General features: G+C 63.8%; 28 protein-coding genes. 4 read left to right on the top strand and 24 right to left on the bottom strand.

Features of this window, described 5'->3' with window-relative positions; genetic code table 11:
• Positions 1-64 precede the first annotated feature (64 nt).
• From CFBP4996_RS03210 to CFBP4996_RS03165, 10 genes are all read right to left on the bottom strand, one after another.
• Positions 65-319 (bottom strand): hypothetical protein, encoded by a 255-nt coding sequence (locus tag CFBP4996_RS03210; RefSeq protein WP_003497070.1) that lies wholly within the window; start codon positions 317-319, stop codon positions 65-67.
• A 137-nt stretch (positions 320-456) separates the two neighbouring features.
• Positions 457-663, bottom strand: a complete 207-nt coding sequence (locus CFBP4996_RS03205) for a hypothetical protein (RefSeq protein ID WP_035262738.1) — start codon at positions 661-663, stop codon at positions 457-459.
• 34 nt (positions 664-697) lie between these two features.
• Entirely contained in the window at positions 698-4,507 is a 3,810-nt protein-coding gene (locus tag CFBP4996_RS03200) for a baseplate multidomain protein megatron (protein ID WP_080852444.1), read from the bottom strand.
• A gap of 15 nt (positions 4,508-4,522) precedes the next feature.
• Positions 4,523-4,957, bottom strand: coding sequence for a C40 family peptidase (locus CFBP4996_RS03195; RefSeq protein ID WP_080852445.1), 435 nt, complete (start codon positions 4,955-4,957; stop codon positions 4,523-4,525).
• Positions 4,954-5,838 carry a phage/gene transfer agent baseplate hub protein gene (locus tag CFBP4996_RS03190; protein ID WP_080852446.1) on the bottom strand — a complete coding sequence of 295 codons (885 nt, stop codon included), beginning with the start codon at positions 5,836-5,838 and terminating at the stop codon, positions 4,954-4,956. The genes CFBP4996_RS03195 and CFBP4996_RS03190 overlap by 4 nt, the downstream gene beginning before the upstream one ends.
• Positions 5,835-6,473 (bottom strand): TIGR02217 family protein, encoded by a 639-nt coding sequence (locus CFBP4996_RS03185; RefSeq protein ID WP_080852447.1) that lies wholly within the window; start codon positions 6,471-6,473, stop codon positions 5,835-5,837. Before CFBP4996_RS03185 ends, CFBP4996_RS03190 begins: the two co-directional genes overlap by 4 nt.
• Before the next feature lie 56 nt (positions 6,474-6,529).
• Positions 6,530-7,111 carry a phage tail tape measure protein gene (locus tag CFBP4996_RS03180; protein WP_080852448.1) on the bottom strand — a complete coding sequence of 194 codons (582 nt, stop codon included), beginning with the start codon at positions 7,109-7,111 and terminating at the stop codon, positions 6,530-6,532.
• Between the two features lie 70 nt (positions 7,112-7,181).
• A complete protein-coding gene (locus tag CFBP4996_RS03175) occupies positions 7,182-7,391 on the bottom strand; it encodes a rcc01693 family protein (protein ID WP_080852449.1) in 210 nt (69 codons plus the stop codon).
• Positions 7,388-7,747, bottom strand: a complete 360-nt coding sequence (locus CFBP4996_RS03170) for a gene transfer agent family protein (RefSeq protein ID WP_080852450.1) — start codon at positions 7,745-7,747, stop codon at positions 7,388-7,390. Before CFBP4996_RS03170 ends, CFBP4996_RS03175 begins: the two co-directional genes overlap by 4 nt.
• Complete coding sequence (locus tag CFBP4996_RS03165) at positions 7,747-8,154, bottom strand: phage major tail protein, TP901-1 family (protein ID WP_003521219.1); 408 nt, start codon at positions 8,152-8,154, stop codon at positions 7,747-7,749. Before CFBP4996_RS03165 ends, CFBP4996_RS03170 begins: the two co-directional genes overlap by 1 nt.
• 90 nt (positions 8,155-8,244) lie before the next feature.
• On the opposite strand from CFBP4996_RS03165, the gene CFBP4996_RS03160 reads away from it, so the two are divergent.
• Complete coding sequence (locus CFBP4996_RS03160; protein ID WP_162935905.1) at positions 8,245-9,444, top strand: MFS transporter; 1,200 nt, start codon at positions 8,245-8,247, stop codon at positions 9,442-9,444.
• 7 nt (positions 9,445-9,451) lie between these two features.
• On the opposite strand, the gene CFBP4996_RS03155 is transcribed toward CFBP4996_RS03160, so the two are convergent.
• The 11 genes from CFBP4996_RS03155 to CFBP4996_RS03105 all read right to left on the bottom strand — a co-directional run bounded on the left by CFBP4996_RS03155 (position 9,452) and on the right by CFBP4996_RS03105 (position 18,144).
• Positions 9,452-9,847, bottom strand: coding sequence for a DUF3168 domain-containing protein (locus tag CFBP4996_RS03155; protein ID WP_080852451.1), 396 nt, complete (start codon positions 9,845-9,847; stop codon positions 9,452-9,454).
• Positions 9,844-10,179 (bottom strand): phage head closure protein, encoded by a 336-nt coding sequence (locus CFBP4996_RS03150; protein WP_003521215.1) that lies wholly within the window; start codon positions 10,177-10,179, stop codon positions 9,844-9,846. Before CFBP4996_RS03150 ends, CFBP4996_RS03155 begins: the two co-directional genes overlap by 4 nt.
• A 3-nt stretch (positions 10,180-10,182) precedes the next feature.
• On the bottom strand, positions 10,183-10,752 hold the full coding sequence (locus CFBP4996_RS03145; RefSeq protein WP_080852452.1) for a head-tail connector protein: 570 nt from the start codon (positions 10,750-10,752) through the stop codon (positions 10,183-10,185).
• A gap of 199 nt (positions 10,753-10,951) precedes the next feature.
• Entirely contained in the window at positions 10,952-12,220 is a 1,269-nt protein-coding gene (locus CFBP4996_RS03140; protein WP_080852453.1) for a phage major capsid protein, read from the bottom strand.
• Positions 12,221-12,250: 30 nt separating this feature from the next.
• Positions 12,251-12,823 (bottom strand): HK97 family phage prohead protease, encoded by a 573-nt coding sequence (locus CFBP4996_RS03135; RefSeq protein ID WP_080852454.1) that lies wholly within the window; start codon positions 12,821-12,823, stop codon positions 12,251-12,253.
• A gap of 28 nt (positions 12,824-12,851) precedes the next feature.
• Positions 12,852-13,172: a DUF6107 family protein gene (locus CFBP4996_RS03130; protein WP_020808622.1), complete on the bottom strand. Its 321-nt coding sequence runs from the start codon at positions 13,170-13,172 to the stop codon at positions 12,852-12,854.
• 195 nt (positions 13,173-13,367) lie between these two features.
• Positions 13,368-14,534: a phage portal protein gene (locus CFBP4996_RS03125; RefSeq protein WP_080852455.1), complete on the bottom strand. Its 1,167-nt coding sequence runs from the start codon at positions 14,532-14,534 to the stop codon at positions 13,368-13,370.
• A 255-nt stretch (positions 14,535-14,789) separates the two neighbouring features.
• A complete protein-coding gene (locus CFBP4996_RS03120) occupies positions 14,790-15,098 on the bottom strand; it encodes a Dabb family protein (protein WP_003522330.1) in 309 nt (102 codons plus the stop codon).
• Between the two features lie 58 nt (positions 15,099-15,156).
• Positions 15,157-15,795: a hypothetical protein gene (locus CFBP4996_RS03115; RefSeq protein ID WP_080852456.1), complete on the bottom strand. Its 639-nt coding sequence runs from the start codon at positions 15,793-15,795 to the stop codon at positions 15,157-15,159.
• 565 nt (positions 15,796-16,360) lie between these two features.
• Positions 16,361-17,620: a DNA-packaging protein gene (locus CFBP4996_RS03110; RefSeq protein ID WP_162935906.1), complete on the bottom strand. Its 1,260-nt coding sequence runs from the start codon at positions 17,618-17,620 to the stop codon at positions 16,361-16,363.
• Entirely contained in the window at positions 17,617-18,144 is a 528-nt protein-coding gene (locus CFBP4996_RS03105; RefSeq protein WP_080852457.1) for a hypothetical protein, read from the bottom strand. The genes CFBP4996_RS03110 and CFBP4996_RS03105 overlap by 4 nt, the downstream gene beginning before the upstream one ends.
• Before the next feature lie 427 nt (positions 18,145-18,571).
• Here CFBP4996_RS03105 and CFBP4996_RS03100 point away from each other — a divergent pair, with 427 nt between their 5' ends.
• Complete coding sequence (locus CFBP4996_RS03100; RefSeq protein WP_162935991.1) at positions 18,572-20,212, top strand: alpha/beta hydrolase; 1,641 nt, start codon at positions 18,572-18,574, stop codon at positions 20,210-20,212.
• Positions 20,213-20,235: 23 nt separating this feature from the next.
• On the opposite strand, the gene CFBP4996_RS03095 is transcribed toward CFBP4996_RS03100, so the two are convergent.
• Positions 20,236-21,075, bottom strand: a complete 840-nt coding sequence (locus CFBP4996_RS03095; protein WP_080852459.1) for an SDR family oxidoreductase — start codon at positions 21,073-21,075, stop codon at positions 20,236-20,238.
• Between the two features lie 142 nt (positions 21,076-21,217).
• On the opposite strand from CFBP4996_RS03095, the gene CFBP4996_RS03090 reads away from it, so the two are divergent.
• Complete coding sequence (locus CFBP4996_RS03090) at positions 21,218-21,586, top strand: winged helix-turn-helix transcriptional regulator (protein WP_003509204.1); 369 nt, start codon at positions 21,218-21,220, stop codon at positions 21,584-21,586.
• Positions 21,587-21,784: 198 nt separating this feature from the next.
• Here CFBP4996_RS03090 and CFBP4996_RS03085 read toward each other — a convergent pair whose 3' ends face one another.
• On the bottom strand, positions 21,785-22,216 hold the full coding sequence (locus CFBP4996_RS03085) for an Lrp/AsnC family transcriptional regulator (RefSeq protein ID WP_003522324.1): 432 nt from the start codon (positions 22,214-22,216) through the stop codon (positions 21,785-21,787).
• Positions 22,217-22,360: 144 nt separating this feature from the next.
• On the opposite strand from CFBP4996_RS03085, the gene CFBP4996_RS03080 reads away from it, so the two are divergent.
• Positions 22,361-23,461 carry a saccharopine dehydrogenase family protein gene (locus CFBP4996_RS03080; RefSeq protein WP_080852460.1) on the top strand — a complete coding sequence of 367 codons (1,101 nt, stop codon included), beginning with the start codon at positions 22,361-22,363 and terminating at the stop codon, positions 23,459-23,461.
• 173 nt (positions 23,462-23,634) lie between these two features.
• On the opposite strand, the gene CFBP4996_RS03075 is transcribed toward CFBP4996_RS03080, so the two are convergent.
• Complete coding sequence (locus CFBP4996_RS03075; RefSeq protein ID WP_080852461.1) at positions 23,635-25,095, bottom strand: protein adenylyltransferase SelO; 1,461 nt, start codon at positions 25,093-25,095, stop codon at positions 23,635-23,637.
• Positions 25,096-25,141: the final 46 nt, after the last annotated feature.

Here is a 25,141-nt window from a genome sequence, read left to right as displayed (position 1 = left end):
GGCGCGTCGCCGGTCATGCTAAATGTGTCGGATTGTTTTCCGATATTTCGGCGATGCGGGCAAGCTACATCGGCACGCGCATCGTCACCTTGCGCGGGCGTTCGCCATTGCCCTGGACGAGAACGGTGACGACACAGGATTGACCGTCGCCGGAAGGATAGACCGAAAGCAGCTGACCGCCGGTTTCGCGCACGACGCGGGCGACGGCTGCGCCGCAATCGCTCGCCGCCAGAATGTAATGGCCCTGCAGATCAGCCTCGGGCGCCGTGAAACCGGAAAGCCCGGCTGCAAGCGTCGCGATGATGAGAGGTGATGCCATTCTACAAACTTCCAAAAAACCGGGTGCGTCTCGAACCGTATTCTGACCGAATATGTAGCGCAAAGCGTCTGAATGGCAAATGAATGCCGCCCCCGCCGCATGGGCGCAAGACGGGAACGGCGTCGTCGCGGGCGCTGTCAGCGAATGGCACTGGTCGCCGAAAGACGGCCGTAAAGTGCGACCAGACCACCGATTCCGCCCGCAACCGTCACCAGCCCGTCCGCAAGTTCTCCTTGCAGACCGGCGGGCAGATCGAGGCCGGCGATGCTGAAAAGCGGTGCGAAAACCGCGACCAGGGCGCCCCAGATCGTGCGCGATTGATACCATGCTTTGGTACTGTCCATAGTCTCATCCTTTGCGTTGTTTTTCAGGCACATGTCAGATCGGGAGGGTGGCCTGCGCCACCACGCCCGAGGGCACCGCGCGGCCGAGCATTCGGACACGCACGGAAATGTGATCCCGCAAAGCCGGGAAATCTGTGAGTTCGTCCGCGGCGGGGTAAAACCAGAAGGGTTGCGAAACCTCCGCCATGCGCCGCACGGTCTCGCCGTCCAGCACCTCGATGCGATAAAGCTCGAAGGGCTCGTCCAGCGGGATGTCGCTCGCATCCCAGCCATCGGCCTCCACCCGGCCCCGGCGTTTCCACCTGACGAAAACGCCGTCGCCGCGCCGCTCGGCGGCAAGATGCACCGGCGCGAGAGGTGTCAGCGCCCGCACGCCGCCCTCGAAGGCAAAAGGACCACTCGGCACGCCCGCCATTCCGGCGGCTTCCGCGATCCAGTTCAGGCGTCGCCCGCGCTCGCTCGCGGCAAGACCGAGCGGCTGCACCGCCGCATCCAGAACCACCACCGGCGCACCTTTCGGCGCGCCTGCGGCGAGCGCGTCTTCCGTGCCGGCGAGCCCCCGCAGGAGAGCGGAGAGCCGCCAGCGTGCGGGTGCGATTTCCTCGGCCTTTGCAAAGGCGACGATTTCCCACACGCCGTTCGCCGCCTTGATGGCAAGACGGTTCTCACCGTTCAGCACCGAAAGCTCCCCGGCCGACGAGACCTCGCCGAAGGGCAGATCGACGACAACGATGTTTTTCCGGTCGAAGCGGCCGGAAGGGCCTGATGTCAGCGGCATTGCCAGAGCGCCGATCATCGCCGGCCGGTCCAGCAGCACGCGCTGCCGGTAACCTTCCCTGCCCGGCGACGCGGAAATGACGATTGGCCGCCAGGGCTTTGCAAGCGCCGCAATCCGCGCCGAATCCTCCGGCGCGGTGCCGTCATGGTAGGGCAGATCGAGAAACAGCAGCTCGGGCGCGAAACCTTCCGCTCCGCTTGCGCCGCTGCTGCGCCGTTCCTCCGCGCCGCCGGCAAAGACCGGAAAGGCAGCGGAAAAGGCCCGCGCCTCCACCTGCCGCACCGCGCCGTCCTCGATCCGGCTGACCAGAAACCGCCCTGCCGGCGCCTGCGGAAAGGCCCCTTCCGCCAGGCGGATACAATCACCCGGTTCAAGCGCGATATCGCAAGGCGGCAGAGCAAAGCGCAGGCTGCGCCGCGCCTGCCGGTTGTCGCGCAACAACGCCTCGACGGCGGCTTCCGCCGTTTCCGCAGGCAGGGCGGCGTTGAGATCGAGCCGCATCACCCGGCTGCCGGCATTGTCGATGCGGCGGGACCGTACACTTCCCTGCTCGTAATCCAGCGCCGGGTTGAAAGACGTCAGCACGGCTTCGGCGGCGAAATCGCTGTCATGGCCGCGATTTTCCGACCAGAGCGGCTCGTCCTCCAGATCGGCCAGCACGGCTATATCCCGCACCGGCAAGACCGCCGTATTGCGGGAGCGGAAGCGCAGGGTTCCGCCATCTTCCGTCACATCCACCTGAAACGCCGCCATCAGCGGCTCCAAGAGGTTGCGGGCAGAGGTCACGTCTCCCTGCACATAACCTCCCAGATCGCCGCTGACGGCGGAAACATCGAAGTCTGAAAAGCCGTGGTCGGTGAGGATGGCGGCGATGGCATCGGCGAGCGTTGCCGTGCCCAGCCTCCCGTTCAGCCAGTGGCCGGTGCGCCAGTTCGCCCCATCGCTCCAGGCCGCGCTATTCTGCGGAAAGGCCGGAAAGGGCCGTGCATCCCAGGTCCACAGATAGACCCGGCTTGCATCGACCATCGCCGCATCGCCCTTTCCCCAATGGTCGAGATGCGCCTCCAGAAACCGCCGCTGCTGGCTGTCGGCGCGGTTGCGGCGGGAAAAATAGGGAAAAGCGTTTTCCGCCGATTTCGGATCGGGAAAGACATTGGGGCGGGTCGCGCTCTTGTCCACCGCCGGGCAGCCGAGTTCGGTGAACCAGATGGGCTTCGAGCGCGGCGCCCATGCCGTCGGCGTTGTTTTCTCGGTTCCTCGCACCCGGTCGTAATGGAGGTTTCCCCACCAGTTGCGCAAGTCCTTGTAACGGAACACCCACGGCTTGCCCTTCAGCCCGTCGGTAATCGGCGTGCGCGTGCGCGCGGCGCGGTCCGCATCGCTGGCATAATACCAGTCGAAACCCTCCCCCGCCGTCATCGCGAGGCGGAAGGCGCTCACATCGTCCGGGCCGGTCATGCCGTCCGGATTGCCGTTTGCGGCATCCCCGTCACGCCAGTCGGAAAGCGGCATGTAGTTGTCGATGCCGATGGCGTCGATATTCGGGCTCGCCCAGAGCGGATCGAGATGGAAGAACACGTCGCCCGAGCCGTCCGCCGGCTGGTGGCCGAAATATTCGCTCCAGTCCGCCGCATAGGTCAGCTTCACCGCCGGCCCCAATATCGCCCGCACATCACCCGCCAGCCGCAGCAATTCCCCGACAAAGGGAAAGGCGTCGTTCTGGTCCCTGAGGGAGGTCAGCCCGCGCAGCTCCGAGCCGATCAGAAAGGCATCCACTCCCCCTGCCTGGGCCGCCCGGGCCGCCAGCGCCGCATAGTGCAGCACCATACGGCGATAGCCTTCATCGCGGTTGCAGAAGGCGGAAACCTGCGCCCTTGCGCCCGCGCTGCGATCCGCAGAGCCGGCCCTGCCGGGTGCGGGAAAGCAGGTGATGCGCCCGCGCCAGGCATAGGCGTCCTGCTCGCTTTTGCCATAGGGGTCCGGCAGCCCATTGCCGATGGGAACATCCATCATCACGAAGGGGTAAAGGCACACCCGAAGGCCGCGCGCCCTGAGATCGGCTATCGCCTGCAACACGCTTTCGTCGTTCGGCGTGCCGCCATAGGCCGGGCTGCCGCCATGATGGCTGACAGGATGCGCCTCATCGCGCGAAAGGCCGGCGACGGACCATGGCATGGTTTCCCCAACCCGGCCGGCCACTTCCACGCCCGGCAGAATGCGGCATTCCCCCGCCCGCATATCCGTGCCGAACCAGCTCACCACAAGCGCCACGCTCTCAAGATTGGGGCACAGATCCAGCAACTCGTCGATCGCGGCACCCCAGTCGGTCGAAGCGGTCAGGCCGTTGCGGTTCATGATGCGGCTTTGACCGATCCCCGTGCGTTCGCAAACCTGCGCGGGGGCGTAACCGTGCTCCGTTGCCCCCGGAATGACGGTGATGGCGCGGATGGATTTTTCCAGCCGGCCGACCGGTCGCACCACTTCGAACTGCATGAGCGGAATGCGGTTGCCGAAGCCGTCGAGCGGCAGGCGTTCGAACACCACATAGGCCAATCCGCGAAAGGCCGGCGCATTGCCCGCCCCCTGCTTCGCCTCGATCAAAGGATCGGGCAATTGCGTCTCGCTGCCGGGATAAAAGCGCATCTCCATGGCACTCAGGTCCAGTTCCCGCCCATCGGCCCAGACGCGCCGCACCCTTGCCGCCTCGCCTTCGCACAGGCCGATGGCAAAGCTGGCGAAATACCGAAAGGTCTCCACCTTCGGGCCGCGATTGCCCTTGCCGCCGCGCCGCTCCACCTCCACGCTTTCTTCGAAACGTGTCGCCCAGATCAGCGTGCCGCCGATCCGCGCTGCGCCATAAAGCCGGTTGATCGCCGCTCCCTCATCCGCGCCGGGAATGCGCGCCGTCGAGAGCCGCGCGCCCGTTACCGTCCGCCCGTTCGAAAGCAGCGTGCGGTCAATGACATTGCCCGCCAGCGCCCCGGCCGCCCGGCCGATTACTGCGCCCAAAGGACCGAAAATGCCGCCGAGTGCCGCGCCCGCCGCCTGAAAAACGATTGTCGCCATGCTTGCCTCGAAAAATCAGGGATCGGGAAAACGGAAGACGCCGGCGATGCGCCGCCGCCAGCCCGGCACCAGCGCCGAACGCAGCACCGCCGCCTGTTCATAGGCATGGATGAAATGCTGCGGACCGGCCAGAATGCCGAGATGCTTGGCCGCCGCATCGGCCCGCCAGCGGAATAGCAGCAGGTCTCCCGACCTAGCCTCTTCCAGGCCCGCCACCGCCGGAAAATGGCGTTTTGCCGCCGCCATCAGCCGGTCCTCGCCGCCGCGTTCGGCCCAATCGGCCGCATAGGGCGGCGGCAATTCCGGTTCGTGGCCGTAAAGGTCCCGCCAGATGCCACGAATGAGGCCGAGGCAATCGCAGCCGACACTCTTCAAAGAGGCCTGATGCCGATAGGGCGTGCCGATCCAGCTTTCGGCGAGCGCCAGCACTCTTTCGCCGGTATCGCTCATGAAAACAGCGCCCCGCCGTCATGGCTCTCGCCGCCCGCCGCATAGGAATAGGCGAAATCCGCCCCTGGCAGATGCGGAAAGCCCCGGAAATTCAGATGATTGGCGAATTTTGCCCGGCAGGTGGAAAAACTCTTGTCGCAGCCGGCGGTGACGGAAAACGTATCTCCCGGCGAAGGCGTCTGTTCCGGCGGCAGCCAGAAGGACAGAAGCATCCCGCCGTCACGCCGCTCCTGCCCGTCGAGATCAAACCCCTTGCCGGCGAGCGGGCCGGTCAGAAAACGCAGCTTCCCCCGGCTGAAGAAACCATCGGCAAAGGCATCGAGACCGGAGACGATCAGGTCGCCCGAAGCATCCACCGCCGCGACGCTGCCATGCCCGGTAAAGCGCGCCAGATCGACACTGCAACGCCTGTCGCCAAGGGCGGCGTCGCAGCGCCGCCCATAGACCCTGCCCTGCGGCTGGCCGAGGCGATGCGCAAGGCTGCGCAGCTCGGCGCGAAACGCCCCGCCGGCCCGCGTCACCTCGCCAATCTCGCGCCTGTTCAGCAGCACATGCTGGTCCGGTGCCTGCCAGTTGACGAGGAAAAGCTCCACCCTCGCCCCATCGAAACGCCCGGCGGACAGATCGTCTTCCGCAATCGCCTCGTTCGAAAAACCGCCGGCCACCTCCCCGGCACCTGCGCCCAGCCCCGTTTCGCCGTCACTATCGCTGGCCGAAAAGCCGCTGGCGGCAAGGTAGGACAGACCACCGAGTGATATCGTCTCGTCATGATCGGTAAAACCGATCACCGCACCGTCCTTCAGTGTCACCTTCCAGCAATGGCATGTCGTCGTCGCATCTTGCCCGAGATGCCCGGCAAGGGCGGTGGGAATGGTTTTCATGGCAGGATTTCCATCAGTGGAATGGAGGGAATGCGGCCTGCCTCGAAAGCGGTCAGGTTCACGTCGATACGGTCGATCCCGAAGCGGACCGGCACGTCGAATTCGAAACCGGCGCGGATCGCGGCGCCGGCGGGCGGCACCCGCCCCGCACGGAACACGATCATTCCGGTTACATGATCGACCGCCACATCAGCCGCTTCGACCTTCACCCCCTCGACCGAAACCATGACCGAGCCTTCGACCGGTTTTTCTATCCGCCGCACGAAGGAGCCGCCCGCATCGGCATAGGTCTTCCGCAACTGAAAACCCGCTGTCACGCCGTCGCCGGTGCCGATCCTCTGATCGGTCGCGGCAGTCGTCTCCCCCGGCGGGCAGGATTTGAAATCCACCGGGTCGCGAAAACGAAAGCCGTAAAGCTCACCGCGCCGCGCCTCGAAAAAGGCAAGCACCTCATAAAGATCGGCGACGGAGCGGATACCGGATCCGGCGTCATAGCTGCGTCTGGCGTTCCTCCAGCGCTGATTGCGGCTTTCGCGGCCATTGGACAGGTTGACGATGTCCGTCCGCCGCACCGGCCCACCGCTCACCCCGAGCGCAAGCCGCAGCGGAAACCGCACTTCATGAAATGCCGCCATGTCGTTGTTCCTGGATTCTTTTCGATGGTCTTGAAACGTGGGAGGACGCGCGTGCTTCACAATCCGCGCTGGCCGCGCCCGACGCTGCGTGCCAGCATGGCGGCGATCTGGCCTTCGCTTTTCCGAAAGCTCGCAGCATCCGTCGCCGTCACGTTAAAAACGATCTGCGCCCCGCCGCCGCCGGACGGCGCGGCAACGCCGAGAGCGCCATCCGAACCGCGCTTCAGCGGCAGGATCGCTTCCGCCCCCGCCTCGCCCATCAGGCCAAGCCCGCCGCCCATCGGAAAAAAGGCGGGGCTGGAAACGACGCCGCCATCGGCAAAGGGCGTGATGCTGCGTCCCGGCACACCGCCATCGGCAAAAGCGAATAGCGAACCGCCGCCGTTCAAAAGCCCGCTGACGGCATTGCCGATCATGCCCTCAAGTGGCTTCAGACCGGCCGAGAGTGCGATGCCGGACAGCCGCTGCCCCAACCCGCGCAACACATCGTCCAGCCCCCTGCCGCCCGCCGTCGCCGCCTGCAGGGCCGAGGTCAGGGCCGCGCCGAACCGCTCGGACCGGCGCTCAAGATCGCCCATCGCCTCGGACAGCGCCTCCGCCTCTTGCCGGTTCTCCGCCATCGATCCTTCGCCCGCCATCGCGCTTGCCTTTCTGATTCAAATCGGAAACGTAAATTTTTGAAATGCTTGATCGTTTTAGGGGATCAACTCACCCATCCGGAAACCGCCGCATCATCGCCTCCATCGCCTGACGGTCGGGGCCGAGGAGAACGGCGTTGCCGCCCGTCATCGCGAAGAATTCCTTTGGGGTCAGCCGCCAGAAGGTTTCGGAGGAGAGCCGCAGCAGGCAGAAGCCGGCATGGATCGCCGCCTCCCAGGGAAATGGGCGCGGCGTCGCTTCGCCTGCTGCGGCGCTCAAGGGTCCGGCGGCGTCTCGCCTTTCAGGCCGCCGAAGGTCGCGGTCAGAAGATCGGCGACGATGGCGGCATGGCCGGCAATGCCGCCTTCCATCGTGGCGGCGGCCACATCCTCATCGGAAAAGACATTGCCCGCGCCGCGCAGGCCCGCGCCGATCACCCTTATCATGTCGACCGCCTTCATGCGGCCGCTCGCAAAACGTTCGGCGAGCGCGGTGAGGTCGTCGGCTGCAAAGGCGGTTTCGAGTTCGGCCAAGGCCCCGAGCGTCAGGCAGAGAACGCGCCTTTCGCCGTCGATCAGCGCTTCGATCTCGCCGCGATGGCGGTTCGCCCGCCCGTAACGCAAACGCTCAGCCATCACAGCGCTCCGAATGTGAGAAGACCGGCCGATTCCAGCGCGATCTCGAATTGCACCTCGCCATCGTGACGGCCGGAATATTCGAGCGCCACGATCTGGAACGGCCCGGTAACGATGCCGAAACCGGGAATGACGATCTGCCAGCCGGGAATGCTGCCCGCAAAAAATGCGCCGCGCACCAGCGCATCGCTCGCCTGATCCTTGAAGATGCCGGAGGCCGTGAGCGATGCCCGCTGCACGCCGGCGCCGGCAAGAAGCTCCCGCCAGCGCCCGGCGCTTTCGGCATCCGTCACATCGACCGCCTGGGCATTGAAGGCCAGCCGCTTTGTCCTCAACCCCGCAACGGTTGCGTAGGAACCGGCATTGTCGATCTTCAGCAGCAGGTCCTTGCCCTTCTGCGCCACCATGTTGTTTCCTTTCGTCTCGATTGCTGTTGCGGGGTCGCGACGGGCCTGCTACCAAAAGCATTCCTGCACCTCGCACCCCGCGATCTCACCATGTCCGACGCTGCCCCCCTGACGTCTCGCGCGCGCCTTATCGGCGTGCTTGCGGTCGGGCAGATCGTGAGCTGGGGTAGCGGTTTCGATATGCTGGCCGTCCTCGGGCCACGGATCGGCCAGGAACTGGCCATCACCAATGGCGTGGTTTTCGCCGGCCTCACGATCATGATGACCATCAGCGCCCTGTGCGGCCCGCTGCTTGGAAGAATGCTGATGCGCCACGGCGCGGCGCCCGTGCTGGCGGCCGGTTCGGTATTTTTCGCAGCCGGCTTTGCCGTGCTCGCCTTTGCGGGCGGGGCGGTGAGCTATCTCTTCGGCTGGGCCGTGATGGGTTTTGCCGCCACCTGCGGCCTGACGACGGCGGCCCATGCGGCCGTGGTGGAACGCGTGGGCGCGGAAAGCGGCCGGCTGCTGACGCTGCTGATGCTGTTCACCGGGCTTTCGGCGGCGGTTTTTCTGCCGGTCACCACCATTGCCGATCAGCATCTCGGCTGGCGCGGCACGCTTGTCGCCTATGCCTGTCTGCAAATCTTCATCCTGCTGCCGCTCTATCTTTTCGTGCTTCCCGGCCGGCCGGCCCGAAAAGAGGCAAAGCCGAAAGAAGAGACGGCGATGTCGCCCTCACCGGTCGATACGCGGCGCGCCTTCGTGCTACTGGCCGCGATGACGACGATCAGTGCGTTTACGACCTTCGGCCTGTCACCGCTTCTGCCGCTGCTTCTGGTTCAGGCCGGCGCAACGCAATCGCTTGCGGTGCAACTGGCATCGGCACGCAGCGTCCTTGCGATTACGGCGCGCGGGCTGGATTTCCTGCTCGGGAAGCGCGGGAATCCCTTCCTCACCGCCATGATCGGCTTCTGTCTGCTGCTCTTTTCCCTGCTGCTGTTGCTCGTTTTTGCTCCGGCCATGCCCGCCTTCATCGGTTTCATCGTTTTCTTCGGCTTTGGCGCCGGCGTACTCACCGTCAGCCGCGCCGTGTTGCCGCTGGCTGTGTTTTCGCCGGAAGAATATGGGCTTCAGGCCGCGCGCATTTCCCTGCCGCAGAACCTCGCCATTGCCGTGGCGCCGGTCATCTTCACCCTGGCGCTGGATCGCGGCGGCGTATCCGCCATGCTCACCATCGCCTCCGTGCTGATCGGCATTTCGTTTCTGCTGCTGATCGTTCTGTGGAAAACCGTGCGCAGGCAGGGCTCCTGAAACGGCGCTACTCCGTCACCGCCCTGAAGCGCATTTCCGCGATGAAATTCCGTGTCTTCGCCTCGCGGCGCGAGCGGCTGGAAAGAAGATGCAGATTGACGAGAGAAACGCCGGCAATCGGCAGCGCCGCATCATCGAGCAGAATCTTCACCCGGTCGACGATTTCGCCGGCACCCCTGCGGCCATTGGCGTCGCTCCATATCTGCAGCGACAGAAAATGCTCCTCGGCTCTTTCCGTCGCCGTCGAATAGTCCCGGCTTTCGAGATCATCGATAACTATGCACGGCAGAACCGGGCGCGGCAGAAGCCGGTCGACAATGCCGCCGGGGATAAGCGCCATCAGCGCCGCATCGCTGCCGAGCCTTGCGAAAATTGCCTGCAGAAGCAGATTTGCGGCGCTCATCGGCTCTCCTCCTCGCAGCGGCAGACGATGAAGCGACGCGTCTCATCCGGGTCCATCACCGCCCGGATCGCCAGAATGCGGCGGCCCTTGCGAAAGCGCATGCCGGCGGCGATGTCGCCGCGGTAAGCCAGCCAGACGCGGTGGGTGATCGTCACGCCCTCGGCCGAGGCCCGTTCATGGGATGCCTCCGAAACGGGTTCGATAGCAGCCCAGAGCGACCGCAGGAAATTCCAGCTTTCGGCAGCACCGCCCTGCCCGTCCGGCGTTTCGGTCCGCACGTCCAGTTCCAGCCGCGCCGTCAACCTGCCGGGATCGAGAAAAACAAGGTTCATGTCTCAAAGCCCCAGACGGCAGAAGGGCGCCACCAGCCGCTCGTAGCCGGCGGGAATGGCGGCGGGCTGGTTTTCCGGGGCGACCGCACCGCGAAAGGCGAACATCTGCGCCACATGCATCAGCATGGCGCGTTTCAGCGTGTCGGGCACATCCGTTCCCGCTTCACCGTAGCCGGCAATGAAATCGATCTCGATGCCGTTCATCGCCCGTCCGGGGGCCGGCGGATCGCGCAGCCACAGTCTTGCCGGACGCGCCGCGCCATCGAGCAATTTTTCCCCGGCGGTGATATCCGCCGAGCGCCCCTCACCGTCAAAAACCAGAATCGTTTCGATGGCTTGCACCGGTGTCCTGCCAATCGGAATCACGCCGCTCTCAGGCCACCGGTCGAGATAAAGCCGCCAGGTCTGGCGGATGAGGCAAAGTCCGGTCGTGCGTTCCAGATGCTCGCGGGCGGTGCGGATGAGTGCGGCAAGAAGCGCATCCTCATCGCCGCTATCGAGACGCAGATGCGCCTTCACCTCGGCAAGCGTCAGCGGCTCCGCCTGCGGCGGATGAATGAGGGCATAGGTCATGGGGTCTCCGGGATGACGGCAATTACAGGCTGGATGAGCGAGCGGGTGCAACGAATTTCTTCTCCCCGTGGGGGAGAAGTCCGCGGCAGCGGGATGAGGGGGCAAGGGTAAAGATATCCGGCAACGTTGCCCCCTCATCCGGCCCTTCGGGCCACCTTCTCCCCGTCCGGGGAGAAGAAAGGAGCGGCACCGTCGAGGTTCAATTCACCCCGAATTTCACCAGCTTGATCGCCTCGAAATTCTGCACACCGCCGCCCACGCGTTTGGTGGTGTAGAACAGCACATAGGGTTTGGCCGAATAGGGATCGCGCAAGATGCGCACCCCAGTACGGTCGACGACGAGATAGCCGGCGCGGAAATCGCCAAAGGCGATGGCGAAGCTGTTGGCCGCCACATTCGGCATGTCCTCCGCCTCCGTCACCGGAAAGCCCATCAGCGAGGCCGGCTGGCCGGCGGCGGCGGGCGGGTGCCAGAGATAGGCGCCGCTGGTATCCTTGAAGCGGCGCAACGCCCCTTGCGTCTTGCGGTTCATCAGGAAGGTTCCGTTCTGGCGGTGGCCGGCCTTCAGCGCATAAACGGCATCGAGCAGCACATCCATCGGCCCGGCCGAGGCGAAACCGGCCGAAACGCCGGTCGCGACATAACCGATATTGCCCCAGCTCCAGCCATCATTGGCGACGGCGGTATAGGAGAGGAAACCCCTGGGTTTGTTGACGCCATCGCCGGCGATGAAGGCGGCGGCCTCCTGTTCGGCGAAAGCAATGTCCACTTCGGAGGCGATCCAGGCTTCGATATCGACTGCCGCATCATCCAGCACCCCTTGAGTCGCGGCCGGCATGGCGTAAAGCTCCATGGTCGGGAAGGAAAGCTCGGCGAGCTGCGGCGTTGCCGTCTGCGGACGCGCCGCCGTCTCAGAAACCCAGCCGGTCGTCATGCCGCCGGGCGAGAAGGGTTTCTTCAGCACGGCGGCGGAAACCTGCCGCACGGTGGCCAGCGCACGGATCGGCGAAATCGCCGTCATGCGCCGGCCGATCTCGCCATCCGTCTCGTTCGGCAGCAGAAAACCGCCATCGGCCCCAGCCGAACCGGCAAAGGCCTTGGCCTCCAGATCGCGCAGCGCCCCCTCCTCGCCGCGACGGATATAGGCCTCGAAAGCGGCCTTGTGCTCTTCGGCATCGTGGGAAAGCGCATCCTTGCGGCCAAGCGCGGGGCGCGCTTTCTTGAGCGCCAGATCGTCCATGATCCGGCGGTTGTCGTCGAGCGCCCTGTCGATGCGGTCGAGCTTGTCACGCGTCACGACATCCGCGCCCATCTTGCGCTCGATATCGGCAAGCCGCTGGTCGTTGGTCTCGCGAAAGGCCTCGAAGGCCTCCATGAACTCGTCGAAGGCCGCCGTCACCGTATCGGGCACGGCCTTCACCTGCGGCGCGACGGTCATCGGGGCCGGTTTCGTCATCTGGTCTGTCATGTCGTTTCCTTGTTGGTGATTGTCCGGAAGTCAGCGTTTGGGTGTCGTGTCGAACAGCGCGCGGGCGGCGCGGCGCATGGTGCGCACCAGCTCGGTCTCGCGGTCGCGGAAGAAGCGGGCATGCTTGACGTCGGAAACGCGCGCCGAGGGCAGCATCGGGAAGGTCACGACCGAGATTTCCCAGAGGTCGGCTTCCAGGATGCGCCGGACACCCTGGCTGGCCGCCTTGCCGGAACGCACCGTTCGGAATCCGATGGACAGCCCGTCCAGCGCCCCGGTCTTCATCAGTGAATGCACCTCGCGGGAGCGGGCGACGCCGGGGGCGAGAACGCCCTCGACATAAAGGCCGCGCTCGTCCTCGCGGATGGTGCGCCAGGCGCCGATGGGCTCGGCCGGATCGTGCTGGTAGAGCATGCGGATGCCGGCTGCGCCCCGCTCCTCGATGGAGCGGCGGAAAGCACCGCGCTCGATGACATCCTGACCGAGATCGACCTCGCCGAAAACGCTGGCATAACCGGAAAAGGTGCCATCGCTGGCAATGCCGCGCAGTTCCAGATTGGCGAATTTGCGCGTGGCGGGACGCGGCCCGCGATAAACGTGCATGGAAAACTCCTGCGATAAGAAGGAAGTGTCAGGCGCGCGGGCGCGCACCGTAACGGTCGGCGATGCGCACCAGCACGCCCAGCCCCCACCACGCGCCCATGCTGGCGGCGGCGGAACCCGCCACCATGATTTCCCGGCCCGAAAGCGCGCCGGCGATATCGAGCTGCTGCACGATCCACAGGCCGATAGGCCCGCCGAAGATCATGCCGCAGGAAACGCCGGTGATGAAACGGCTCGCGGCCTCGCGTTTGCTTTTCGGCAGGAGATAAACGAGCGATACACCCGCGCCCGCCACGGCGCCGGTGATGCGGGCGGCCCAGATGCCGGCCTCATTGGCGAATTCAGACATGGGTAATCATTCCGTTCTAGGATGTGGTTATCGGGCGGACGCGCCGCGTCGCACGCAAGCGCTTTTTGCGCGCCTGCGCCGGGTGATTTTGCGAATCTTCGGAATCGCTTGGGCGGAAGACCTCACAAAGAGAGTCCACCTCTTCAGAAAATGATTGAACAGGAAACCGGGGTTTCGATCCCGCCGGGGCGGCGATCAATAACCGACGGCTTCGCGCTTTTCCTCGTCGCTCAGGAACGAGGCCGCGCCGATGCGCGCCCAGAGCGCATCCCGCTCGCCGGCAAGCCCGGCAATCCGGTCGAGATCGGGTTCGAGCCTCAGCCCAGAGCCGAAGACCGGAGAAAGCCAGCCGCAGAGCCTTGCCGCCGTGCGATAAACGAGCGGCAGGACGGTCAGGCGATAAAAGGCGCGGTTCGCCTCCTGGTAATTGGCATAGGTATTGTCGCCGGGAATGCCGATCAGCATCGGCGGCACGCCGAGCGAAAGCGCGATATCGCGCGCCGCCCCATTGCGGGCCTCCAGAAAATCCATGTCGCGCGGCGAAAGACCCATGGCCTTCCAGTCCAGCCCGCCTTCCAGAAGCAAAGGCCGGCCGGCATTCATCGCCCCCTGATAGCCTTCCTCCAGCTCACGCTTCAGCCGCTCATATTGTTCGGTGGAGAGATTGCCGCCCTCCTTCGGCTGGTAGACCAGCGCGCCGGAGGGCCGGGCGGAATTGTCGAGTAGGCGCTTGTTCCACTGGCTTGCGGCATTGTGCAGATCGAGCGCGGCCCCTGCGGAGGCGAGCGGCGCAAAACCCGCCCGGTCATCCAGCGGGTGGAAAAGTTTCAAATGCAGCAGCCCCAGCCCGTCGCGCTCGGCGGCGATGCGCCGGGATGCGCGGCCCTCGGCACGGTAATCATAGGCCACCGGCCAGCCATCCGGCCCTTCGACGATGCTGACCCGGTCGGGCCGCAGCAGATGCAGCTCGCGCAACCGCCCGCCCACCGTCAGCGGCTCGATATAGGCATTTCCGGCGAGCATGAGGTGGCCATAAAGCGCCTCGAAGAAATCCGGCCCGCCCATATGGGCTCCCGGTTTCGCAAGCAGCGCCAGAAGCGGGTGATCGGCGAGTTCCTCTTCGCCATCATAAAGCAGCCAGCTGACGGAAGCCGAGGTCTCCGCCACCATGCGGGCGGCCCGGTGCGCCACCGGGTTCTTCATGAAGCCCTCGCGGGCAAGTGCGGCATAGGACCGGCCCGACCAGAAAGCCTGCCCGCCCTGCACGGCAACTGCCATGAAGCCATCGGCCATTTTCCGGCTTTCAGGCACGGCTCTGCCATCCGCCGGGCGCAGCCACGGCAGGGAAAAGGGAAATCGCATGGAGTTGTCCTTGTTTTGATGGCGGCTCAGGCGCCGATGCCCTCATCCCTGTGCCTGTCACAGGGATCCAGCCAGCCCAAGTCCTTGGGCTGAAAAGACTCTTCTCGCCGCGCAGACGCGCGTCTACTGGATTCCTGTGACGAGCACAGGAATGAGGGTACAGGGGCCTCAGCCCCGCGACGGAGTAAAGGTTTTCTTCCGCTCTCAGCAGACTACTTGCGGATGCACGTCACTTTCGCAGCCGAAACCGGACGTTTACCGGATCGGCGCTTTCACCGCCGTATCGCTGTCGAAATCGGCGGCGACGCGGGTTTCGCGCAGCGGCTTTACCGTGCGGGTCGAAAGATCATAAGCGGGATCGGCCTTGTAAGCGGCGAGCGCCGCCTCGTTTTCGAACTCGCCATAGACGATGAAATCGACCGAATTGCCCCATTGGTCCTTCTTAACGTTCTCGCCGATTTCCAGCTTCAGCGAATGCGGTATCGCGGTCAGGCCAGAAAGCCCCCTGCGAACGGCGTCGCGGTTTTCCTCGGGAACGGTGAAAAAGACGATATGGCGGATCACGGTGTCACCTGTCATGCAGAATTCGGAGGCAGCCTTTTCGGCACCGGGTAACGGGTTATCATCTGGCCCGCCCGGGTTCAATCCGCGCCGCGACAAGCGCATGATGAAATGCGCGCCCGTAACCGCCCACCAGCCGCGCCCGGTCGCTGCCATTGATGATGGCGCGGGCGCCATCCCAATCCTCGCGCCTGTCGCTGAAGAAATCGGAGAGCCTGCGGCCGGTAAAACCGCCGCCCGCCATGCCGTGGATCAGGATCGCGGTGGCCACCTCCGCCTCCATGGCGCGCTCGGGCCGTTCCAGGAGATCGACGCCGGTCAGCGCCGACATGGCCTCGTAATTGCGCCGATGCGTCAGCTGCACGAAGCCGCGCCCCAGCCAGCTCTTACCCTCCGTGTCCGGCCGCCAATAGGGCTTGCGCACCATGGGCAGCCTGCCCGCCGCAAAGGCGCGGTCGAGCCTTGCCATCGCCTCGGCATCGCTTGCCGCCAATGTCTCGCGCACCGGCTGCATGGTTGCCGCCGTCTCGTGAAAGGCCGTCGCCAGCATATAGGCGAGCCAGCGCGGATCACCGCCCGGCATCGACTTTTCAAATCCTGCCAGCATCGTTTTCGTGCCGGCAAGCTGGGCCGCGCGCAGGCGACCGCCAAAAATGGAAATCCGCGCCGACGCGAAGAATCGCGCCTCGTCATAGGCCATGATGGCTCCTGAAAATGATGGGCGATACGACGCCCGGTTTTTCCACATGCAGGCCGCCGGAACTAAATCGATTTGAAAAAACCTTAATCGATTTTAATCCGCGCCCCGGGGTTTTAGGGTAAAAAATTCCTTGAATTCCGGAACCTTAGCGCGCTAACTCCATTCACCGCGCAATCCCGCAGCGTTAACCATTCAAGGAGGAATGCCACCATGACAGCGACAATCCCCCAGACCGTTTATGACCGTCTCGAAAACGAGTGGCGCCAGATGCGTGAAACCGGCTCCCAGCCGAAACCGGCGCAATCCCCGAAGAAATAATATCCGCCAGACGCCCGATTTCGGGTGACTACGGCGCTGCCAATTTCTTCTCCCCGGCGGGGAGAAGATGGCCCGAAGGGTCAGATGAGGGGGCAAGCTCTCCGCATCTCTCTACTCTCTCAGCACATCTTGACCGTGGCCCCCTCATCCGGCGCTGCGCGCCACCTTCTCCCCGGCGGGGAGAAGAAACGGGGCATCCGCTGACCGGTAATTGGCTCTCCTTCGCGGGAGCCAATAATCAGCCAGCTCACATCCCCCGCACCTTCGGTTCACTCACCACCATTGTCGTCAGCGCCGTGATCGCCCAGACGAGCGCATCCAGCCTGTCCGGCGAGCGCCCTGACGAAAGACCATCCGGCCCGAAATCCGTCATCTGGTCTTCCAGCTTTTCAAACCGCGCGGCGTGGCGCACCCTGCCCTGCTCGTAGAGTGCGGCAACCGGCTCAGCGCGGGTGAATTTGCCGCGGCTTGCCCGCACCAGCGTCAGCGGCAGGTTGGCGTCGATGCTCTGCAGCATGGCGCGCACCATCTCCCCGCCCTGATTGACCTCCGCCACCACCCGATCCGCCTCGTGGCGGCGAAAGGCGGCGACCACGGCGCGGGCCCAGCCGGCCGGCGTTTCGCCCTCCACCGAACAATCCGCCAGCACGTTAAGACGCCCGGACATGCCGAGCCCCGCCACGACGATGCCGCAGCAGGAATGTTCACCAACGCCGGCGGGCGGGTCTACCGCCACCACGATCCGCGTGAGCGGTTCATGCGCCGCTTCGACGATCGCTTCCAGATCGGCGCGTTTCCACAGCGCGCCTTCGCGCTCGTCGATCAATTCACCGCCGATTTCCTGACGCCCCAGCCGGGTGCCGCCATAGCGGTCCTGCATGGCTTTGAGAAAACCGGGAGAGAGATTGCGTGCATTCATGGCCGTCGGCATCCGCGCCACCCGCCTCGAAGGATCGGCGAGAAACGCCTTTAAAAGCGGAATGGGCCGCGGCGTGGTGGTCACCAGTTGCCGGGGCGTTTCACCCAGACGCAGGCCGAATTGCAGCATGTCCCACGTTTCCTGCGGATATTTCCATTTGCCCAGCTCATCCGCCCAGGCCATGTGGAATTGCGGGCCACGCAGGCTTTCCGGGTCTTCCGAAGAAAACACCTGCGCCATCGCGCCATTCGGCCAGAGGAGCCGTCGGCGCGACACTTCGAAGGCGGGGCGATGGCGGTGGGCGATGCGGCAGATGCCGGAAATGCCGTCGATCATCACCTCGCGGGCGTCGCCCAGCGTTTCGGCCACGAGCGCGATGCGCAAATCCGACTGCTTGCCGGCGGAGGCGACGCGATGCACCCATTCCGCCCCGGCGCGGGTCTTGCCGGAACCGCGCCCGCCGACCAACAGCCATGTCCGCCAGTCGCCCTCCGGCGGCTGCTGCGGCAGGTTGCCGATGAAGCGCCAGTCGCGCAGGAGGTTGAAGACCTGCGCCGGCAGATGGGGTTCGGTCGACATATCCGTCATGTGTCGGCTTCTGCGGAGAGGCTGTGGGCCGGATCGGCCGCCATCTTCGCGCGGCATTTCTGTTCAGCCAGTTCGTCGATGCGGTTGAGGAAATGCGCCACCGCCGCTTCGTAATTCCCGGCCTCGGTTTCGTCTTCGCCGAAAATAGCTTCCCTCTCTTCCGCCAGCACCCGTTGCAGGGCGTCGATCCGCTCCAGCGTGCGGACGATCAGCGAAAGCTGGTCCGTCGCAGCCTTCACATCGGCGCGCGCCAGCTTGCCCGAAGCATCCTCCGCCGTCGCCAGAAAGGCCGCTTCGCTCGCCTGGCGGAGATTGCGGTACAGGCAGAACTGCTCGCGCATCTCCTCCGTCAGCTCGTTCAGCAATTGCCGCAAACTGCCGTTGCGCGCCGCATCTTCGGCGGCCAGCCTGTCGGCCCGCGACTTCGTCTCCGGCGCGGCTTCAAGCGCGTCCTCAGCCGCATAGGCGGGCGTTTCCGGCCAGACGCCGTAGAGCGCCGGATCGCAATTGTTGGACATTGTCATGGGATTGGCCTGCGAGAAAAAGATCAAATAAAGACGAGCGTGGGAACAAGGCACATTTGCATGCACCTCACTCACCCTCATTCCTGTGCTTGTCACAGGAATCCAGTCGGCGCGCGTCTGCGCGACGAAGGGACTTTCTTTCAGCCCAAGGACTTGGCTGGCTGGATTCCTGTGACAAGCACAGGAATGAGGTGGTGAAGAAAGCGCCACGGGCAATCCCAAGGACAACCATTGCCGTTCAGCCGCAAATCTCCGACCGTAGCCAAACACTATCAAACCACCGTCACGCTGTAAAGGATTATTTTCCTATCTTTGTGATTTTTATCCTTACCGCAGGATTTGCACCCTCGTCCGTCACATATTACACTCAGCACCAGGCGCTGAGTACAAGGGGCGAGTCAAGTTGGTGAAACAATGGGTTGAGCGGTTGTTTGCAGGTCTTTCGGCAACCGGCATCGTCTTCGGCACTATTCTGTTCTGCGCTTCGCTCACGCCCTCGCTCCTGCCGCGCACATGGCTGATGCAGGGGGTGCTGTGCGGCTTTTCCTTCGCCATCGGTTATCTGATCGGTGTCGCTTTGCACGCCATCTGGGCCTATCTGGAGCTGCCCGAACCCTCCCGCCACAATGCGCGCGGCATTCGTTTTCTCATTGCGCTCGCCGCCGCCATCACGGCCATCGCGTTTTTATGGCAAGCGAAGGACTGGCAGAATTCCATCCGCGTTTTGATGGAGCTCGATCCGCTGCCCAGCGCCCACCCCACCAAGACCGGCGGCCTTGCGGTGCTGGTCGCCGCCATCCTCATCGGCGCCGGCCGGCTGTTCCAGCTTATCCGCCGGTTCTTTGCCGCGCGCAGCCGTCATTTCCTGCCCCGCCGCCTTGCCAATGTGCTTGGTATCGCAGTGGCAATCATCCTCTCATGGATGCTGCTCAATGGGCTGATCTTCGATATCGGCCTCAGATTTGCCGATTCCTCGCTGAAACAGGTGGATGCGCTGATCGAACCGGATGTGCCGCGCCCGTCAGACGCGCTCAAGACCGGCAGCAGCGCCTCGCTGATGACATGGGAATCGCTCGGCCGACGCGGGCGTGAATTCGTCGCCGAAGGCCCGGCGGCCACCGAAATATCCGCCTTCACCCATCGCCCGGCAAAGGAGCCGCTCAGGGTCTATGCGGGCCTCAACTCGGCTTCGACGCCGGAAGAAAGAGCGGCCTTAGCGCTGGAGGAGCTGAAACGGGTCGGCGGTTTCGAGCGCAAGGCGCTTCTGGTGGTCATTCCCACCGGCACCGGCTGGATCGACCCGGAAGCGCTCGATACGGTCGAATATCTGCATGACGGCGATATCGCCAGCGTCGCCGTGCAATATTCCTATCTCTCAAGCTGGATCGCGCTGCTGACGGAGCCGGATTACGGTGTCGAGACCGCGCGCGCCCTGTTCGAGGCCGTCTATGGCTACTGGACCACGCTGCCGAAGGAAACGCGGCCGAAGCTTTACCTGCATGGCCTCAGCCTCGGTTCGCTCAACTCGCAGAAATCCTCGGATCTCTACGATGTGCTCTCCGATCCGTTCCAGGGTGCGCTGTGGAGCGGCCCGCCCTTTTCCAGCCCGACATGGCGCATGGCCACCAATGGCCGGGTGAAGGGCACGCCGGAATGGCTGCCGCGATTCCGCGATTCCTCCGTCATCCGCTTCGCCAACCAATATACCACCGCGCATATGCCCGATGCGGAATGGGGGCCGATGCGGATCGTCTATCTGCAATATGCCAGCGACCCGATCACCTTCTTCGAGGCCGCCTCGCTTTACCGGCGGCCACAATGGATGGCGCATCACGGGCCTGACGTTTCGACATCCTTCCGCTGGTTCCCGGTCGTCACCCTGCTGCAGCTCGGTCTCGATGTCGCCGCCGCCACCACCGCGCCCATCGGTTATGGCCATGTCTATGCGCCGGAACATTATATCGATGCATGGACGGAAGTAACCGCGCCAAGCGGCTGGAACCCCGAGGAGATCCAGCGGCTGAAGATGTTCTTCAAGGCCCGCCGCGGCTCCACCGATCCGGCGTGAGCGCGGCGGGCTTACTTTGAGCCTCAGCCCTTCAGCCGGTCCAGATTGTCGGCGATATAGGTCTCCAGTGAACGCGGCGCATGGCCGGTCAGCGTCTCGACATCGCCGGTCACCAGTGCTGTCCAGCCTTCGCGCACGGGATAAAAGATCGAAGCGAGGAACGAGGCATAGTCCTGCGGCACGCCCGCACCGGTAAGGATGCCGATGAAGACCTCATCCGAAACGGCAGCGTAGGACACCGGCTTGCCGATCGCCTGCGATATCAGCGCGGCCGCTTCGCCGTAACCGAGGGCTTTCGGGCCTGTCAGGTTTAAAGCCTTGCCGTTAAAGGCGTCAGAAGTCAGGGCTGCGGCAGCGCTGTCGGCGATATCACGCACGTCGATAAAGCTCGACTTGCCCTCGCCGGCCGGCACGGCGATCTGGCCGTGGTCGATGCCCGCCTTCCAGTAGCTGTGGAAATTATCGGCAAACCAGTTGGGGCGCAGGATGACGTAAGGCGTGCCCGAAGCGATGATCTTCAGCTCGATCTGGCGATAGGGAATGGAATCGTCGGCATCGACGCCGAGGACGCTGAGGAACACGATTTTCACCTTGCGGCGCGCCGCTTCCTCGACCACAGGCGTCAGCGCGCCGATGGCATCCAGACGCCCGCCCGCGAGGATAAGGAACAGACGGTCAACACCGTCGAAGGCATCCGCATAAGTCGATGCGTCCGTATAATCGAAACGCACGCCTTCCGCGCCGTCCGTGGCGTTGCCGCTGCGGGAGGCGGCCTTCACACTTTCGCCCTTCGAAAGGAGCGCTTTCACCAGCGGCGTGCCGATGGTGCCTGTGGAACCGATTACGAGTATCTTGCCTGTCATCTCAAATCTCCGTAGTATCTAATGGAAACCATGTTTCAAAAACACAGGTACTGCGTTTGCGAAATCATGAAAAGAGAGCACTTTTCGGTTATCTGGTTTCCTTTCGGAAACCGGCATGGCCCTGAAACGACGGAACAAACCCATGGAACGTATCTATGACGTCTATGAAGATCGCTGCCCCACCCGCATGGTGCTGGACAGGATTGCCGACAAATGGGCGCTGCTGATCCTCGACCGGCTGCGGGTGGAAGCGGTGCGCTTCAACCTGCTTCGGCGGGAGATCAAGGGCATTTCGCAAAAAGTCCTGTCACAGACGCTCAAGAAGCTCGAGCGCGACGGGCTGATTTCGAGGCAGGTGTTCCCGACCGTGCCGGTGACGGTCGAATATTCGCTGACGCCGCTGGGGCGGACGCTGACCGACACGGTGGCGGCGCTTGCCCATTGGGCGGAGGGGAATATCGACGCGGTGATGGCGGCGCAGAGGGCTTATGATGAGCGGGCGGTGGTTTAAATTGAGGCGCGGCATACCCATGCGTCCCTCATTCCTGTGCTTGTCACAGGAATCCAGCCAGCCCAAGTCCTTGGGCTGAAAGGACTTTTCTCGCCGTGCAGACGCGCGTCGGCTGGATCCCTGTGACAAGCACAGGGATGAGGAGGAGAGAGCGTCCGAATAACAGTCAGCGCTGCGCCTGCCGCGCGCGCCGCCCCCCTACCGCGAAATCCGCGTCGACAGAATGATCGACGACAGCGTGCGCTCCACGCCGTCAAGTGCGCCGATGCGGTCGATCAACCGGTCGAGATCAAGGATCGAAGGTGCGGCCAGAATGGCGATGAGGTCGAAGGTGCCGCTCACCGAATGCAGCGTCGTCACCTCCTTGATGGCGGCGAGCGCCGCCGTCACACCGGGCAGCGCCTTCGGCCCGATGGTAATCAGCACATGGGCGCGCACCAGCCCGGAAAGATAACTTTCCGAAAGCCTGAGGCCATAACCCGCGATCACGCCGTCCGCCTCCAGCCGCTCGATACGGGCCTGTACCGTGGTGCGCGAAAGGCCGAGCTTGCGCGCCAGTTCCGCCACCGGCATGCGGGCATTTTCGGAAAGCAGGGCGAGCAGCGCCCGGTCCTTGTCGGCAATCGTCATAGTGACCAATCCCATCGTCTTATTGCCTAATATTAACCCGCTATCCGCACATAGTGAAGCTGCGAATCGTCAATAAAAACTGGCATTCTGTTGTCGAAGCGCATCTGCGCTGACACATTTGCATTCACTGCGGGGAACAAAAACATGAAAAACATTGTCGTCATCGGCGCGGGCAATATCGGGTCGGCCATCGCCTGGATGCTGGCCGCCACCGGCGATTATCGCATCACCGTCGCCGACCGTTCGGCCGATCAGCTGGCCAATGTGCCGGCGCATGAACGGGTCGATACCGAAATCGTCGACATTACCGACCGTCCCGCTCTGGAAGCACTGCTGAAAGGCAAATTCGCCGTGCTCTCCGCCGCCCCCTTCCACCTGACGGCGGGCATCGCCGAAGCGGCCGTTACTGTCGGCACGCATTATCTCGATCTCACCGAGGACGTCGAATCCACCCGCAAGGTCAAGGCCTTGGCGGAAACGGCCGAGACGGCGCTCATCCCGCAATGCGGCCTCGCGCCCGGCTTCATCTCCATCGTCGCTGCCGATCTTGCCGCCAAGTTCGACAAGCTGGACAGCGTGAGGATGCGCGTCGGCGCGCTGCCGCAATATCCGTCCAATGCGCTCAACTATAACCTCACCTGGAGCACGGACGGGCTGATCAACGAATATATCGAGCCCTGCGAAGCGATCGTCGAAGGCCGCCTTACCGCCGTTCCGGCGCTGGAGGAACGTGAGGAATTTTCGCTTGACGGCGTTACCTACGAGGCGTTCAACACCTCGGGCGGCCTCGGTACGCTCTGCGCCACGCTGGAAGGCAAGGTGCGGACGATGAATTACCGCACCATCCGTTACCCCGGCCATGTGGCGATCATGAAGGCGCTGTTGAACGACCTCAACCTGCGCAACCGCCGCGATGTGCTGAAGGACCTGTTCGAAAACGCCCTGCCCGGCACCATGCAGGATGTGGTCATCGTCTTCGTCACCGTCTGCGGCACCCGCAACGGCCGTTTCCTGCAGGAAACCTATGCCAACAAGGTCTATGCCGGCCCGGTTTCCGGCCGCATGATGAGCGCCATCCAGATCACCACCGCCGCCGGCATCTGCACGGTTCTCGATCTGCTCGCCGAAGGCACCCTGCCGCAGAAGGGCTTCGTGCGACAGGAGGAAGTGGCCCTGCCGAAATTCCTCGAAAACCGGTTCGGCCACTATTACGGTTCGCATGAGCCGCTGGCCCGGGTTGGCTGAGAAAGAGAAAACGGGCGAGAGAACATCTCCTCCCATTCCTCCGTCATACCGGCCTTGAGCCGGTATCCAGCCAGCCCAAGTCCTTGGGCTGAAAAGACTCCTCTCGCCGCGCAGACGCGCGGCGGCTGGATGCCGGATCAAGTCCGGCATGACGGCGAGGATTGACCAACCCGTTACGTCCCGCAAAAGGTCCTGAACACCCGCTCATGGCTCATCGGCGGCTGCATATAGACGAAATTATCCGGCCGCTCCTCAAAAGGCGTGGCGATTGCTCTCAGCATGGCGTGGAAGGGCTCGAAATCCCCCTCTTCCACCGCTGCCTCGATCAGTTCCTCGATGCGATGGTTGCGCGGGATGATGGCGGGATTGACGGAGAGCATCGCCGCTGATCTTTGGGAGTCGGAAATCCCCTCGCGACCGGCTCTTTCCCGCCAGCGCGCCAGAAATTCGTCCGCTCCCGCAATATCGATGAACATGCCACGAAACGGTTCGGCATCGCCATTGGCCGCATGGGAAAGACGCCGGAAGGTCAGCGTATAATCCGCTTCCGATGCCTGCATCAGCGCCAGCAGCGCCTGCACCAGATCGATGTCGCCCTCTTCCTCCACCGTAAGGCCAAGCTTTTCGCGCATGCCGGCAAGCCAGCGTTTGGGAAAGGCAGCGGCGAAATCGGCGAGAACGGCATTGGCGAGTTCGGCGGCTTTCTCCACCTGCGGATCGAGCAGCGGCAACAGGCATTCCGCCAGCCTTGCAATGTTCCATTGCGCGATGCCAGGCTGGTTGTTGAAGGCATAACGGCCCTGCGCATCGATGGAGGAAAAGACCTTGTTGGGGTGATATTCGTCAAGGAAAGCGCAGGGGCCGAAATCGATGGTTTCGCCTGACACCGCCATATTGTCGGTATTCATCACGCCATGGATGAAGCCCACCATCATCCAGCGGGCGATGAGGTCGCATTGCCGTTGCGCTATGCCTTGCAGCAGGGCGAGATAGGGATTGTCTGCCTGTTTCGCCTCGGGATAATGACGGTCGATCACATAGTCCGCGAGATTCCTGATCGCCTCGTCATCCTCGCGCGCGGCGAAGAACTGGAACGTGCCGACCCGAATATGGCTTGCCGCCACGCGGGTGAAAACACCGCCCGGCAAGCCGACTTCACGCTGCACCCTTTCACCGGAGAGGACGGCCGCCAGCGCCCGCGTGGCGGGAATGCCGAGCGCAAACATCGCCTCCGACACGATATATTCGCGCAGCACCGGGCCAAGGGCCGCTCGCCCGTCGCCCCGGCGCGAAAACGGCGTCGGGCCGGAGCCCTTGAGCTGGATATCGCGGCGTCTGCCGTTCCTGTCGATCACCTCGCCGAGCAGAATGGCGCGGCCATCGCCGAGCTGCGGCACAAAACCGCCGAACTGGTGGCCGGCATAGGCCATGGCTAGCGGCTCGGCCCCCTGCGGCACGACATTGCCGGAAAAGATCGCCGCCAGCCTTTCATCGTCAAGGCCTGCCACATCGAGAAGGAGTTCATCGGCCAGCCCACGATTGAAGGCGATGAGCCGCGGCGCCTTCACCGGCGTCGGCAACACGGCGGCACTGAACCGTTCCGGCAGGCGGGCATAGGAATTGTCGAATTTCATCACGGGTAAACTCCATCTTCAGGAGCATATGTAGGACGCAAGAAGG

It is taken from the genome of Agrobacterium leguminum (assembly GCF_005144435.2).
In the GTDB taxonomy this organism is placed as follows: Bacteria; Pseudomonadota; Alphaproteobacteria; order Rhizobiales; family Rhizobiaceae; genus Agrobacterium; species Agrobacterium leguminum.
Note: the sequence above shows the minus strand (reverse complement) of the source record. Positions and strands in the feature narration are given on the sequence as shown.